This is a genomic window from Parasphingomonas caseinilytica, assembly GCF_036663755.1.
In the GTDB taxonomy this organism is placed as follows: Bacteria; Pseudomonadota; Alphaproteobacteria; order Sphingomonadales; family Sphingomonadaceae; genus Sphingomonas.
Map to the genome: position 1 here is coordinate 39461 of NZ_JAXOJL010000012.1, position 13953 is coordinate 53413.

General features: G+C 55.8%; 12 protein-coding genes and 1 pseudogene. 5 read left to right on the top strand and 8 right to left on the bottom strand.

Annotated elements, in window-relative coordinates:
• Positions 1–18 precede the first annotated feature (18 nt).
• Positions 19–1068 carry an HWE histidine kinase domain-containing protein gene (locus U1738_RS19105; protein ID WP_332790623.1) on the bottom strand — a complete coding sequence of 350 codons (1050 nt, stop codon included), beginning with the start codon at positions 1066–1068 and terminating at the stop codon, positions 19–21.
• The gene (locus tag U1738_RS19110; protein WP_332790624.1) at positions 1065–2597 is read right to left on the bottom strand and encodes a DUF7125 family protein; all 1533 of its coding nucleotides are present in this window, start codon (positions 2595–2597) and stop codon (positions 1065–1067) included. Before U1738_RS19110 ends, U1738_RS19105 begins: the two co-directional genes overlap by 4 nt.
• Here U1738_RS19110 and U1738_RS19115 point away from each other — a divergent pair.
• The 3 genes and pseudogenes from U1738_RS19115 to U1738_RS19125 all read left to right on the top strand — a co-directional run bounded on the left by U1738_RS19115 (position 2561) and on the right by U1738_RS19125 (position 5760).
• On the top strand, positions 2561–2992 hold the full coding sequence (locus U1738_RS19115; protein WP_332790625.1) for a hypothetical protein: 432 nt from the start codon (positions 2561–2563) through the stop codon (positions 2990–2992). The two genes, U1738_RS19110 and U1738_RS19115, sit on opposite strands and share 37 nt — an antisense overlap.
• 2172 nt (positions 2993–5164) lie before the next feature.
• Positions 5165–5284, top strand: a pseudogene (locus U1738_RS20350) (PEPxxWA-CTERM sorting domain-containing protein); the annotation flags it as partial.
• Between the two features lie 83 nt (positions 5285–5367).
• Positions 5368–5760, top strand: a complete 393-nt coding sequence (locus U1738_RS19125) for a hypothetical protein (protein WP_332790627.1) — start codon at positions 5368–5370, stop codon at positions 5758–5760.
• Between the two features lie 441 nt (positions 5761–6201).
• Here U1738_RS19125 and U1738_RS19130 read toward each other — a convergent pair whose 3' ends face one another.
• Together U1738_RS19130 and U1738_RS19135 are read right to left on the bottom strand one after the other, a co-directional pair.
• Complete coding sequence (locus U1738_RS19130; RefSeq protein ID WP_332790628.1) at positions 6202–7194, bottom strand: response regulator; 993 nt, start codon at positions 7192–7194, stop codon at positions 6202–6204.
• A 115-nt stretch (positions 7195–7309) separates the two neighbouring features.
• On the bottom strand, positions 7310–7726 hold the full coding sequence (locus tag U1738_RS19135) for a hypothetical protein (RefSeq protein WP_332790629.1): 417 nt from the start codon (positions 7724–7726) through the stop codon (positions 7310–7312).
• Between the two features lie 1064 nt (positions 7727–8790).
• On the opposite strand from U1738_RS19135, the gene U1738_RS19140 reads away from it, so the two are divergent.
• Positions 8791–9345 carry an FxDxF family PEP-CTERM protein gene (locus U1738_RS19140; RefSeq protein WP_332790630.1) on the top strand — a complete coding sequence of 185 codons (555 nt, stop codon included), beginning with the start codon at positions 8791–8793 and terminating at the stop codon, positions 9343–9345.
• 309 nt (positions 9346–9654) lie between these two features.
• Here U1738_RS19140 and U1738_RS19145 read toward each other — a convergent pair whose 3' ends face one another.
• Positions 9655–10068 carry a BLUF domain-containing protein gene (locus U1738_RS19145; RefSeq protein WP_332790631.1) on the bottom strand — a complete coding sequence of 138 codons (414 nt, stop codon included), beginning with the start codon at positions 10066–10068 and terminating at the stop codon, positions 9655–9657.
• A gap of 1039 nt (positions 10069–11107) precedes the next feature.
• Between U1738_RS19145 and U1738_RS19150 the strand changes: the two genes are divergently transcribed.
• Positions 11108–11410: a hypothetical protein gene (locus U1738_RS19150; protein ID WP_332790632.1), complete on the top strand. Its 303-nt coding sequence runs from the start codon at positions 11108–11110 to the stop codon at positions 11408–11410.
• A gap of 171 nt (positions 11411–11581) precedes the next feature.
• On the opposite strand, the gene U1738_RS19155 is transcribed toward U1738_RS19150, so the two are convergent.
• The 3 genes from U1738_RS19155 to U1738_RS19165 form a co-directional block, all read right to left on the bottom strand.
• Positions 11582–12067: a hypothetical protein gene (locus tag U1738_RS19155; RefSeq protein ID WP_332790633.1), complete on the bottom strand. Its 486-nt coding sequence runs from the start codon at positions 12065–12067 to the stop codon at positions 11582–11584.
• A gap of 177 nt (positions 12068–12244) precedes the next feature.
• Complete coding sequence (locus tag U1738_RS19160) at positions 12245–12904, bottom strand: ferredoxin (protein WP_332790634.1); 660 nt, start codon at positions 12902–12904, stop codon at positions 12245–12247.
• Between the two features lie 533 nt (positions 12905–13437).
• Positions 13438–13788 (bottom strand): hypothetical protein, encoded by a 351-nt coding sequence (locus tag U1738_RS19165; RefSeq protein ID WP_332790635.1) that lies wholly within the window; start codon positions 13786–13788, stop codon positions 13438–13440.
• Positions 13789–13953 lie beyond the last annotated feature (165 nt).

The window sequence follows — 13953 nt, forward strand, 5'->3', positions numbered from 1 at the left end:
CGCCAACGCCGATTGACGTCATGAGTTGCACGACACGCGGGCAACACGACCGGCAACCTCGCACCGAAGACCGCCTGAATCGAACGATATGAGCGGCTTGGCACCGAACAGGCTGGCGAGTGCCGATCTTAGATATCGTGTGCCATATCCCGCTCGGGTAGGCTCGACGACAGTTGGGCCGCCGCTTTCCTCCCAGCAAACCGACAGGTCGATGGGATCGGCCTCGGATAGGGACCAGGTGAAGGACACGCTTCCGTCCGGCGTGGAGAGACCGCCATATTTGATGGCATTGGTGGCGAGTTCGTGAAGACACAAAGCAAGCGTCGTGCCGGCCTCGCGGGTCAGCATGATCACCGGCCCCCCAGTCAAAACCCGATTTTGTCCCGGCAAGCGGTATGGTTCGAACGTCAGATCGACGATATCTCCGATCGACACCGCCTCGTCCTCGGCCTGAAACACAGCCGAATGGACCTTGGACAACGCCCCCAGGCGGCCGCGAAAGTCGTCGGCAAATTCGGTCAGAGTGTCGGCGCCGCGATGAGTCATTTCGAAGATCGACGCGACGCTGGCGAGAATGTTCTTGACGCGGTGATTGAGCTCTCGTCGCAGTTCGATCTCCCGATCGATATGGTCGCGCACGTCGCGCTGCCGAAGTCGCGCCAGCAGCGCTGACTGAACACCGCTGATCAGCTCAACCGGGGTTACCGGGCGCTGATAATAGATATGCCGTGCCCGGGGCCAAGCCCGCGCCAGTTCGTTGCGCACCTGAAGCTGGTTCGATGTGCGATCGAGCAGGATGACGATCGGCATCTCGGACCATGCGGGTTGAGCCGCGAGATGTATTGCCACGGCTTTCAGGACCGCTGGCGTTAACGCCTCATGCGTCGCGACTAGAACGCCGGGCGAGTGTACCAACCGTTCCCCAATCGAGGCGAAATCCGTGCAGATTTCGACACGGATATCGTGCTCGGCGAACAGCTTCTGCAGATAGTCGGCGTCGCGTCGATATGGTGCCAGAACCAGGATATGGTTCAGCGGCGCGTGATCATCCGGCGGGACTTCGCTCACGACTCCGGAAGCGGATTGTAAGGTACGACGGAAATGCCGGCGCTTTCGATCTTCAGTTCGTGAACGAACAGATCATGCGGCCCGTGGCGCTTCTTCACGACCGTGATGTTGCGCCGCAAGCGGCCTTCATGCTCGGCAATACGCAGCAAAAGAACCGTGTCGCCCAGAAAACTGACATCGACGTCGATGCCGACATTCTGCCCGAGCAGTCCGTGCTGCGCGACGATCAACATCGTAAGCACACCGGACCGCGCGAGATATTTCAATAGCGACTGGATATCGCGAACCGCCTTGTCGCGCTGCGGAAGGGAGTTCAGATAACCCGTGAAGCTGTCGATGACGACGACGCGGGTCTTTTCCGTCTTAACGATGTTCTGGACGACCTGCGCAAACTCACCCGGCGAAATCTCGTTGGGGTTGAAATCCTTGATGACGAGTGCGCCGTCCTCGTGGAATTTCCGAAGGTCCATGCCGAGACCTTCCGACCGCCGGAAAAAGGTTTCGAGCCGCTCTTCGAACAGGAACAGGGCGACGCTTTCGCCGCGCTTGAGCGCCGCCGTCGCATACAGTGATGCCATGGTCGATTTGCCCGTCCCGGACTGACCGATAACCAGCGTAGTCGTACCCGATTCCTGACCACCGCCGAACATCGCGTCGAGCGTTTCGACACCCGACTTGATCAGTTCGGGCTTGCTGGTTTCGGACGCGTCGCCCGGCACGATGCGCGGGAACACCACGACACCTTGTCCCTCGCGAATTGCCATATCATGATAACCGTCGGCGATCGGGACGCCGCGCATCTTGCTAACCTCGATCCGCCGACGCACCGCGCCGTAATCTTCCAGCGTTTTATCGAACCGGATAACGCCGTGGGCAATGCCCTCCACCTCTTCGCCGTTCATCGCTTCACCGTTTTGGGTGTCGAGCAAAAGCGCAACGACGTTACGCTTGGCAAGGAAGGCCTTGAAGCCGATCAGTTCTCGGCGAAAGCGTGGCGTATCGCCCGTGATCAAACGGATTTCCAACAGAGAATCGTAAACGAGCCGGCTTGGCTTGTGATCCTCGATCGCCTTTTCAATCGCCTGCCGAGTCTCGTCGAGACGCAGTTCGGCAGTCTGAAAGATGGTCTGGTCGGCGGCGCCATTCACCGCGTCGGACGCAGACAATTCCTCGACCCGGATTCCGTCCAGCGTCCAGCCATGCGACACCGCGATCGATTCGAGCTCGGCCGCTGTCTGCGACAGGCTGACGTAGATGCAGCGCTCACCCGCTTCGACACCGGCGCGCAGGAACTGAAGAGCCGCTGTGGTCTTGCCTGCACCGGGCGCGCCTTGAAGCATATAGAGGTTCGATGGGGGCAGGCCGCCGCGAAGGATTTCGTCGAGCCCTTCGATACCTGTTGCAATGGGTTTGCTGACTCTCCGCTTTGGCACACAATTCTCCAGTTCGTGCAGCCGATTGCCATAGAAAAGTCCGCATCGCCAGCCGGCGAATGCTGAACCTCGACCATACGTTGAAATCAGGTTCATGGTCGCAACTGGTTCTTAAAGCGCGCTTCTGTCGATGGCGCCAGGGGGCTGTGCGCCGTAGCGAGGTGGCACGGGCATTTGCCAACGCGTCCAGCGCGAACCGGACGTCAGGCGATTGGCGGGTCGCAATGCCGATCGTTCATGCGACCGTAGGCGAACTATTGTCCGAAGAAAGCATAAACTTGGTAGGGAAGGGCAAAGCGCGCGGGCGTGTGCTGGCCCGTAAGATTCGCCATCTGATACAAATAGCGCTCATCAAATATCGATCAGAAATCCGGTCTGAAGAGCAAGTGATCTTGTCAGTATGGGATTGGCGGACCGATATCGATGTAGTCTCGTTGAGTTTGCTTCGGTTCCTCCGCCGAACCATTGCCCCGGTGCGTTTGGTCGGATGAGCGCGCCGGGGCTTTCCTTCATGGGACAGGAGCAGGCCTTTTCAGCGTTGAGCCAATGCGATACGATTCGCACTAGCTGCGTCGTGTCGATTATGCCGTGGTTAGCCCCCCTTTTGAAACTGGGACCCCATTTCAGAAGGAAGCGCCTCTCTAATCAGAGGTTCCCTGCCCGGTGGCGTCTTCAATAGGGCCACCGGGTCTTTTAGCTGAAAAGTTAGGTCAGAAAGTTTCCGGCCGGCGGCACTCCGCAGGTCAGTGGCTTCACTTTCTATCCCCCCGAGTTACCGGAATACCGGTCAAGAGTTTCCTGATCCCTGCCTGTGATCGATCACGATCGATGGGTGTTTCCTCTTCGCCTTGATCAAACCGAGGGGCGTTTTGGTTAGCTGTTCCACAGCCGCTTACGCGATGAATGCCTGATCCGCCGTAGGATGACCGTCAAGAAATCCGATCCGTAACCTTGGAACACTTACATCGCTCCGCACTGCGGCCTTTGGGCCACACTGTCGCGTTTTGGAACGTCGAACCGGAGCTTGCCCCGAAACAGCGTTGACAGCCAAAAACCGCAATGAAATGTTAACGAAGTATTTCTGGGCTGTAACGAATCGTAACATTTGGGGGATTATCATGAACAAAATGAAGCTCTTGTTGGCTGCGAGCATCATGACCCTCGGTTCGCTCGGATCGATGGCCCAGGCGGACATCGCCAAAGACCCGTATCTGGAATTCGAACACGCCGAGCAACTGCCCTACACGATCGCAGATTCGAACGCTTATCACGTCGATTTCAGCCAATCGTCGGCCGGCGCTTACGTCGTCAAAGGCTTCGAGGGTATAAGCCAGTACGATGTGGCCTCTGTCGGTCGCAGCTTCATTCCGCCAGACACGATGGGAGCGGTCGGGACCACGCAGTACACAAGCTTCGTCAACGGTGGCTTCGCTGTTTATGATAAGTCCACCGGTTCCCGATCGCTTTTTCAGTCTGACTTAGCCTTCTGGGCTGCCGCCGGTCAGACGGGAGCCAATGGTGACTCGCGGGTGTTGTTCAATTCTTCGGCAAACCGCTGGGTAGCGCTGTCTTTCGGTTCGAGCGTCTCGGATATCCAGATCGCAGTCTCCAATTCGTCAGATGCACTCGGTGGATGGACCTCAACCAAGTTTACTGGCTTCGCTGGCGGCACCGCCGACTATCCGACGCTGGCGATGGACAAGAACGCGATTTACATCGGGACCAATAATTTCAACTCTGGTGGGACATTCAGCGGGACGACCCTCAACGTCATTCCAATCGCCAGCATTTTCGGCATGGGGCCGCCGTCGATTGCGGGACTTACCCAGTACAGCACGCCCTACGCGAACGGTGGTGCGGATGGCGGTTTTGCAATTCAGGGTGTGAACAGCAATTCCGCATCCTCGATCGGTCACATCTTGGCGGCATCGCTGACCACAAACGACGTCATCGGATACGACGTCAATTTTGTTAACGGCGTCGCTACCTCAAAGTCTGCCGTTAAGTATGTCGGTACGGCTGATTATGCAGATAACGGTGCCGGACGGCAGCCCAACGCGGTGCCCGATGCGCCTACCGCCGGAAGCGCTTTCACATCCAACAATCGCGTGATCGATACCGGCGATCAGCGTATCGGATCGAGCGTCTACGAGGTGAACGGCAAGATCTATGCGGTTTACACGGCCACGCCCGTCGGCAGCGATTTTACCTCCGTTCACTATGTGGTTGTCGATGCCACGACGAAGCAGCTGATCAGCCAAGGCGATATCGGCGATGGCGTTCACGACTTTTACCAGGCTTCGTTGGCTGTAAATGCCAACGGTCAGGTGCTCATCGCCTATAATCGGTCGGGCGCTGGTTCCGACGGCAAGGTCAGCATTCTCGCGCAAGCGTACAACACCGATGCGAACGGTAATCTGGTGAAGAACGGCACAGAGCAGTTGTTGAAGGTCAGCCTTGTCGATGACTATCACAACGGCGCACTCAACGGTTTCGTCGCTAGCGGCCGTCAACGTTGGGGCGATTATAGCTCTGTTTCGCTCGATCCTAGCGACAGCCAATCTTTCTGGGTCATCGGTGAATATGCTCGCGAGTACAACGATGCGGCGGGTGGACATCCAGGCGGCACAGGCGGTTCGCGTTGGAGCACTTGGATCTCTCAGGTGAGCATCGCCGCTGTGCCCGAACCAAGCACGTGGCTCATGATGCTTTGCGGCTTCGGCATGGTTGGGGTCGGCATGCGGCGCAAGCGGCCGTCGGTCCGGACGACCGTGTCCGTTTAAGCGAATCTCTGATAAGTAGGGGATGGGGGCGCAATGCCCCCATTTCTGTCTGAGGGCTTCCGATCGTAGCATGGAGACAAATGATGGCGCTCGCGGCCGACGTTTATCTGGCGATCCTTGCGGCAGTCGGTCTGGTGCCTGAACGAGCGCCGCTTGTTGGCCAGTGGGGTGGCGATCATGTGCGGTTGACGATGACTGCACAAGGCGGTCATTTGACGCTCGACTGCGGCGAAGGTCATTTCCCATTCCCGACGGCGATCGACGTCAAGGGCAGTTTCACAGCGGTCGGCACATTCGAATTGTATCGGCCCGGGCCAACATCTGTTTCTAACGATAAGGGTGCACCGCGAGCTACGTACACCGGGCATCTGAAAGGGGACCAGATGGCGCTCGACGTGGTTCCATCATTGCCTTGGAGCCGAAAGCACTACGAGCTCATTCGGAATAAGCGAACGAAGCTCGTGCGATGCATGTGATCCGAAGGGGTCGCGTTGCAAGATGACCGGCCTGCGAACTCTCTTAAGGGACGCCGCCCGTCGTTTTATGCCGCTCACCAGACCTGCTGGCTTCATTCGGGCCTGACGCGAAGTAACACGTCTTCGCCACCGTCCTGATCAGCGAATGCATTAACGCAAGTCTCGATATACGCGCCCAGCTACGCCGCATTGCGGAATGACAAGCGGGTCGTTCGCATATTAAGCGGAACTTTCCAATAGGTGTGCACAGTCTGCCTTCGACAGATGAACACCTAAATTTAAGAAGTGCACAGGTTACGGGTCTCGACAGTCCAGCGAGTCGAAGCCCGATGGCCGGTCATTTTACATTTTATCATGACCATGCCACAAATACCGCTAGCGTAGTACAGTCTCCATGTGAAAGTATTAGTCTTGCATTCTGACGAGAAAAGCTACTGGAAATCAGGCCGCAAGAGGAAGGCGTTGATCAATCATCTCAGCCACGATTCCGGCCATTCCGGCAAGTTGATCCAAAACATGCTTTGAAACGTTTCGAACTCTATTATCTATTACGCAAAGCGCTCCGACGGTAACCCCATCGCTCGTTGTCACGGGATGACCCGCGTAACATCGGATACCAGGGTCATCGGTGACGGAAGGGAGACCGGAAAACCGGTCATCCCGTGCAGCATTTGCAACGATAAACGTTCCGCCTTGGGCAATTGTATAGTTGCAAAATGCCTCGTGTCGCGGCGTGCAGTCGATGTCCATGCCGCTGGCCGACTTGATCCACTGCGTATCACGCTCCATAATTGTCAGTAAGCAGACAGGAAATTCTGTTACCCTCGCGACATGTCTAGTCACGAGGTCGAACTGACGTTCGCGCGTGCTGTTTGTAAGACCCTTCCTGCGCACCAGGCTCAGACGAGCTTGCTCATCAGCGGGAATAGGAAACGATGGTGCTGATCCGGCAGTCAGCGCCCGCGCTTGCCTGCCTGATTGAGATTTAAAGTCGATCGTGGCGAAACTATTCCGCTTGGCGCCACTGACCGCTGCGGCTGCAGCGTTTACTTGGGCAAAGAACTTATCTGGATTTTCGACTAGGTCGCTTTTGCCGAGACATGTCGCTGCGCCCGCTTGTCGCAATTTATTTGACAGTACGATGTTTTTTACCGGAATGTCCGATACAATAATCTTACAAACATTCTCCAAATCAGCTATCATCGCCAAAAGAGCTGCGCCATCGATGTATGGCATAGTAAGATCTATTGTCACGATATCAGGCATCAAGCGCCGTATCATTTCGACGGCCATCGTCGCGTCGCTCGAAAAACCGACAACGCGGAAATCGCTTCTTTTACTGAACGCGTTGTCAAGCATGGCTTGGATCGTTCGCGAATCGTCGACTATAACGACACGCCGCTCCAAGCGAGAGCCTGCCGTTTTGTGCTCCATGATTCCCTCTCCTCAAAGGTTGTGACCATGACTGGAAGGTGGGTTATTATCGCAAGGCATTAACAAGTGGTAATCAAGCTAACGAGAAAAATGGGTGACCACGGCAAGCTACTACTCAAACCAGAGCGAGCGTTTTTATAACCGCTTCTTGCTCGGAGAAGCTTTTGCGTATCGTTGTCATCATGGAGATGGCTGAGAGTCGATATTCCGGCCAGTTGGCACCAGCGTCGGCCTTAGCCCATTTCTGGCGAAACGCATCGTACTGACCTCCGAGCATCACGCAGTCAGCTTTCAGTTTTTCCGCGATGCCCTTATCGCTCTGGCCCCTAGTGATTATGGGATCGAAGATGTTGTCGTGCTTGAACCGCTGAAGTCTTTGCATGGCGCTGCCAATTTTCTGCTGATGATGAACGAGAGCCGGCCAAGCTTCAATATACGGGTAACTCAGCTCCTGTCTCGCTATGTCTAGGATTGAGAGGATCGCGCGCTGACGAGCGTTAAATTCCCGAAGGACGCTGGCTGGGGACATCATGTTCGGTTAGTTACTCGTATGAAGCTGGACAGGGGGAACCGCTAGCCCCGATAAAACATCGATGCCCCACTGGGCGAATTTTTCGTTGATCCTCACCTTACTAAATCGCCTTACTGGATTCGGCACCAGCGATAAAAACCCGGTAACCACTGGAACGAGATCGCTGGGCAAAACCCCCGTAAATGAGTCGCCATTCCTTCTACGAGGTCGCAGTCCCGCATAATGGCTAACCTCGGCGATAAGCAAAAAGCTTTGGCTATTTGCGTGTTTAGCTCGGCGTACAAGCAGTTAAAGTGGTGAAATATGTCTAACAAATCAACATACCTCTGCCAACTCATGCTGCCACGCCAAGGCTGATCTTGGACGATACCGAGGAGGAAAAAGCAAGCCTTAACAACGTCCTTCAGGCAGTTGGACCGCTCGCTGTCGAAAAAAAAATCACAGGTCACCAGCGTCGGTTTGCCTGCGTGGGTGAATAATAAGTACGAGGTTTGCCGGTCTTGGCTGGATTACGATCCAAGACGGATGGACCGGGTCGCTCACGCCTGATTTCTCGATCGCGGCTTTGTAAGGCCGAGTGATTGCAACCGTGTTCGGGTCGCCTCCTCCGACCGCGTCATTCGTGCCGCAATTTCCTTCACAGATTCGCCTTTTATCACCGAGCGGCCAAGCTCCGCACAATCTTCCTCGGTCCACCTACGATTAGCCATTTTGCGCCCCCGCATCCTGCACTCCGAATTTTTAAGGTCTGCTGCGGAAATGTCGAGAGGGCGGTTTTGGCTATCGGCTTTAGCGCCAGCCAGAATGAAAAGCAGCCGATCGGGAACGAAAACACGATCTTATCGATTGCTGGAAAACTCGGAATTCGGCCTTCGATTTCGGGCCTGCCCTTGACCTGCCGCTGAGGCTTACACTCGCAATTTTCAGTGCGATAAGAACGCCTTAAATCCGGGATTGGCACAAAACCTGCTCTACCGGGTTCGTATCTGAGACGCCGATCCTCTAAATTTTGCGACAGGGGGGTCAGTCTACGGTGCGGGTAAAATCTTTGAGGATAAAGTTACATGAATAAGCTTCTCTCTGCAGCGGTCGCCGCTACGATTGCGTTTGCCGCTGCCCCGTCGGCACAGGCCGCGCAGTTTCTGAACATCACCGGGCCGAGCGGCAACTTCGGCGACGATGCCGTTACGTGCGCCGGTAACGCTGTCACGTGCTCCTTCACGCGCACTTTCACTTTCACGACGCCAGTCGGGTTCAATCTCGCCAGCTCCGACATCTCGTCGATTTTGACCGGTACGAACACGGCAACCAACATCGACTTCACGTCGGTGACGCTCAACGGTGTGAACTTCAACATCCTGTCGACCGGTGTCCAGGAGTTCCGCAATCTGCTGAACCAGAGCCTGGTTGTCGGCGGCCTCAACACGCTGTTCGTCTCGGGCACGGTCGGTGCGGCCGGTGGCACCAACCCGGCTGACGCGTCGTTCTCGGGCAACCTGTCATTCGCTGCTGCTGCGGTGCCGGAACCAGCGACGTGGGGCTTGATGATTGTTGGGTTTGGCATGATCGGTGCCGCATCGCGGAACCGCAAGGTGAAGACGAACGTCAAGTTCGCTTAAATCGCTTCACAGTCGATAGAGGAGCCGCTGGTTGAAAGACCGGCGGCTTTTCGCGTCATTCGCGGCTGCGATTGATTTTAGGACGATGTGTTTCACAAATAACATCAGTCTTGGTCATCCACAACGGCCGCGGTTCGGCCATAATGTTATCGCCTATAATCTCGAGATCGTACTATAAGTTTTCGTATTACCGGGAGGTCTGTTATAACTGTGCGCCGACTTGCTGTTCGTTATTTGCAGAAATTCTGACAGAATGTATTGGAAACCGCCACTTATGTTGCGTTGTGATGTGGAGCCATGGGGTTGTGCTCAAGCAGAGTGGCGATCCACGAATTCAGAAAAATAGGCTTTTACTGTCGGATCGCTGATGGGCTCGATCAGGGCCACCAGCCGGGCGTCTATGCACCCATGTCCGGGTGGTTGATAACCCATAGACCAGCCAGGAAAAAGGCGTTCGTCGCAAATCTGTCTGTTCAGCGCCACGGCAGCAAAATGTCGAGGGTCCAGGCAGATGCGGTCATATGTCGCTTTGACATTCTCTTCAGGCCCTTCGAGAACCTGTAAAAATCGCTTTCCGCCGGCCATTAGCAGGCCAGTTACGTTAGCTGATAAATTATTGCGGCGTGACACGCGCAGGATATTTTCCACCTCGATCTGATCGTGAGGGTTTCTGGCAGTACTGATGTAAAGCAACCTAAGCATTGGATTTTCTTCCTCGACCAAAAGATAGATCCAATTTCAAAAATTTTGGTTAATTGGTTTTTGTCGTAGCCCCTTCGGAGCCTCCAGCGGTTCATCTCCCGAACCTTCGAAGATTTGTGCGGCTAATAGCGGGCATAAACTTTTAGACAGCGAGGATGATCGTTATTGTGATCGGCTGTCCGGAGGACCGTGTAACAGTCCTGCTTAAAGCGCTGAAACGCGTTCGCTCAACGAATGGACGGCCATCTCCAAATGTGCAGCTGCGAGTATCAACTCGTGATCGTCCAGAAGCCCGAGCGCTTGCTCCATCAGAGCGAGGGCCCGTTTTGCCCTATCGTGATCATAGTCATCCTGCATAAACGTAGTTTTAGGGCATGTCTTTGGTTTGAACAGTGAATTTGTTGTCATAGACGGCGGAGTTGTGACGAAAAAAATGATATCGGCCTCGAACTTTGTTGTAGCTACATATTTGCCGAAGTCCCGTGCTCTGGCGCAATTCCATACGGCTAAATCAGATCAACCCCATTCGTCCGCCAGGCTTCGTCAGCCTTATTTCAGGCTGCCAAGTTTCGTTGGTCACAAACGCTGTTGCGGCTATGCGGACGTCACATGTAAAAGTTTTGATATGATAGTGGATACGCCCAAGGGCCACGAATGGAAGCCAGAGCATCTCCGTCACGCCGTGTCGGCGGCGGGCGTCGCTCTGTGGGCTTGGAATGTTGAGACCGACTTGCTCACCATGGACGCGCGCGGTTTCGAGGTCGTTCCGCATGCCTAAGGGCATGGGTGAATATGCGCCGACAGCTCTTCGAACGTAACATTCTCACTCCAGGGGACACCCCACACCCGATTGTGGTGGGAAGCGGTCGGTCTGTTTTCAGGAGCGCAGGCCGGTGAGCCGCCGTTGCGTTAATTGCTGCGCGCTGGCAGCATAACGCTCATGCGGATTGACCCTTCCGAATACGGCCCTTTGCGGTCTTGGCTCAGCCATATGGTTGCGAAGGTTTTTCCCTCGGACCTACTTGCCCCTGATACTCATCCCATAGCTGTGCTCGATAGCATGGCGGCGAAAACGCCCGCTAAGGCGCGGAGCGGCCTAGGTATGGCGATTGGGGACGTGGTGGAGTTTACGAATGAATGGTCAGCCAGCGAGGTGACCGCGTGCGATCACGAGCTTTCGCAATCGGGTTTACCTACACTGTCGGAAATGCGCGCGAGGTTCTCTAAGCTGGTGCAGCGGGTAGTTCGCAGGGGTCATATCAAAAGCGACGATGAGTTCTACGCTCTTCGCAACGCGGTCGAGCAGGGCGCGAACTTTGAGGGACTGCGGCCGCTACTGGAAGCATACGAAGCCCGGACTTGAACAAGCGACCGCTATTGGGCGGTGCGAATAGTGACCCGAACGGCGGACTTTGGGCGTTAGCGGTCTGTCCGATCTCGGGATCGCGATCGATCGCGCGTAACGTATGATTTGGTGGAAAACGGACGATCACAGTAATAGAAATGCTCGCAGCGTGCTCTTGCAGAACGCAGCCTAGGGTGGGGCGGCCCACGGCGAGCGATGATCGAACAAGCGAGTTATATAGTCGAACAAGGCGTTTGCTGGCTCCGTTCGACATCCGATTTGAGGCGATGTCAGCTTAATGCTACCATCGGTCAGCGTAAGTTCCATCGGGCCAACCGCGTTACCGAAAACCATATCGCCGCCGCGGCCCTTCCTAGCCTCACACTTCTTGTCGGTCAGTCCGCTTTTGAACGCCTTCTTAGCAAGCGCGCGCATCATCCGCAGGCTCTGCCTTGCCAACCGTCCTCGCCGTTGAGCAGGCTGCGGTGTTGCTTTGGGCCAGCCCACGATTGGGGGCGTGATGACATAGCTGCCGGTTGCGAGGTTCAGCACCAAGTTCTGCGATGGCGTCCACTCAGAAAGATCGACACTCGCCCGCACTTCCGTTTGTGCCTTCGACTCACCCACGGCGACGAGAGCGGACACCAGCATCGCAACGGAAAGTAGCATCTGCATTTTAATTCTCCGGCCGACAGCGCCGGTGGCAGCCTGAGGTAGTATAAGATTCTAGGCGACTGAGCGAGGGTCTTTGTGTGGGCGGAAGCGGAATGTCCGCTTTCGGGATCGCGACAGGACATCCAAAAGGTCCGATTGTGGTGGAAAACGGACATCAGCGTTTGGCTGGTCGCGGCATCACATCGGGCTGAGACTCGCCGACGTCAGATCGCCCGTTACCTGCCAGCGAATATTTTCGACCGACTGCGTGCGAAGCCAATCATCGACCAGCCATGCGAGACCCTGAACGGCCATTGTCCACTGCAAGCGAGCAACAAACCGCCCCTGACCGGCGTCAGTGAAGCGCACGAGGTGAAAGCGGTTCTGATACCATGACACCCAGACGGAACGCTTTCCGAGCAGTGCGGGCAGAACCTTCTTGCCCTTGGCACGCATGTCTTCCCGAAACGCTTTGGCGACTCGGCTCGCATCCGTAAGACTCGCGCCTTCCCGCATTTCGAAGCTCACTTGGTCTCGTAAGCGTGTCGACGACCCTGATATGTGCCGGTGATCTGCTTGACCGGCCATCCCCGCTCGCGCCAGCCTTTCGATCATGGCTGCATCTTGACCGCGATAACGAACACAATCGACCTCGCTCGACCACATCGCGCGGATGGTTCGGTCGATTTCATCCGGCGAACAGGGTTGCCGGACTATCGAGCAGTGATCCTCGCCTGTTTGGAAAATCTCCGGCGCGATGTCTTCCGGCACCCCACACAGTAGGCAACAATCCGGCTCGACATAGAAGTCGCCCTGACCCGGGACGGTCTCGTTCGAAGATGGCGGCGGCGCTTCCATGCCTCTTGGGTAGCCTACGTTTCGGTGTCGGGCCACCGTTCGCTGTATTAACGTCGCGACAGCAATGTCCGCTACTGGGCGATAAGCGGAATGTCCGCTTTTCAGATCGCCACCGAACACGCTGAACGTCCGATTGTTGTGGAAAGCGGACATTGCTCACCAATTCTCGGGCGCGTATATCAGACGAATGAATGCTAATGCGGGATCGAACTTAAAAGCAATTTTTCGCCGAGCTTTTCGCGCCGAGATTGCTGGGATTTTGCTTCTCTCTTTAATTAAGCTGTTCGTCTTTTGGCGCTACACGTCACATCAATGCGTCGGGCGGTCGCTGCACGCTCACTGGAAGACAGTGGAATTCTGCGTCAGTTCCGACGAGCTTCTGATATGGCGATCAACCGATTTTGCTATTGGCGTCATCGTCCTCGTGTTTCTCATCACTTCGCTTGTGGCGTTTACATATTCGAGGTTCGCCATAGCGTCCCCGACAGATTGACTTGCCGATGTTCCGACGGCGAATGTCTTATTCTGTGGCGTTAGCGGACGTCGGCAGGATTGTAGATAAACGCCTTACCGCGAGATGAAGGGTCCCAGCCTGCCGTCAGCGCTGAGCGTATATCTTCCTCGACCAGTTTCGGACTGACGGTCGGGCGCTGCGGCACGGGGAGCGGACGGCCATCGCGACCAGTGGGATAAGGGTATTCGATCACAAGTTCTCGGCGAGCCTCGTCGGCTACCTTCACCGAGATACACAAACCCTTGTAGCCGTCTCCGCTGTTGCTCCACTGAGGTTCACTGATCAGCATCCAGTCGAGTGCCACGCCATCTATCTTTACCGTGCCCTCTATCGTGCGCTTTTTACGCTTAGAATTTAATCCACCGGCCATAACGCATCAGACTGAAACGATTGACCGAAGTCAACGTCCGCTATTGGGGGTGGGTTCAACGGGTCGTCGCAACGCATCATTCTCGAAGCGAGAGGGGTGTGGGCGATGAAGCAGCGGCGGCGGATTTACTACTCGGCAGCGCAGCGCGCGGAGATTTGGGACAGG

Coding starts and splice junctions, on each gene's coding strand:
- U1738_RS19165 (WP_332790635.1), bottom strand. CDS start 13,788: ATGGCCGGTGGATTAAATTCTAAGCGTAAAAAGCGCACGATAGAGGGC.
- U1738_RS19155 (WP_332790633.1), bottom strand. CDS start 12,067: ATGCAGATGCTACTTTCCGTTGCGATGCTGGTGTCCGCTCTCGTCGCC.
- U1738_RS19150 (WP_332790632.1), top strand. CDS start 11,108: ATGGCGGCGAAAACGCCCGCTAAGGCGCGGAGCGGCCTAGGTATGGCG.
- U1738_RS19125 (WP_332790627.1), top strand. CDS start 5,368: ATGGCGCTCGCGGCCGACGTTTATCTGGCGATCCTTGCGGCAGTCGGT.
- U1738_RS19140 (WP_332790630.1), top strand. CDS start 8,791: ATGAATAAGCTTCTCTCTGCAGCGGTCGCCGCTACGATTGCGTTTGCC.
- U1738_RS19135 (WP_332790629.1), bottom strand. CDS start 7,726: ATGATGTCCCCAGCCAGCGTCCTTCGGGAATTTAACGCTCGTCAGCGC.
- U1738_RS19160 (WP_332790634.1), bottom strand. CDS start 12,904: ATGGAAGCGCCGCCGCCATCTTCGAACGAGACCGTCCCGGGTCAGGGC.
- U1738_RS19130 (WP_332790628.1), bottom strand. CDS start 7,194: ATGGAGCACAAAACGGCAGGCTCTCGCTTGGAGCGGCGTGTCGTTATA.
- U1738_RS19110 (WP_332790624.1), bottom strand. CDS start 2,597: ATGAACCTGATTTCAACGTATGGTCGAGGTTCAGCATTCGCCGGCTGG.
- U1738_RS19115 (WP_332790625.1), top strand. CDS start 2,561: ATGCTGAACCTCGACCATACGTTGAAATCAGGTTCATGGTCGCAACTG.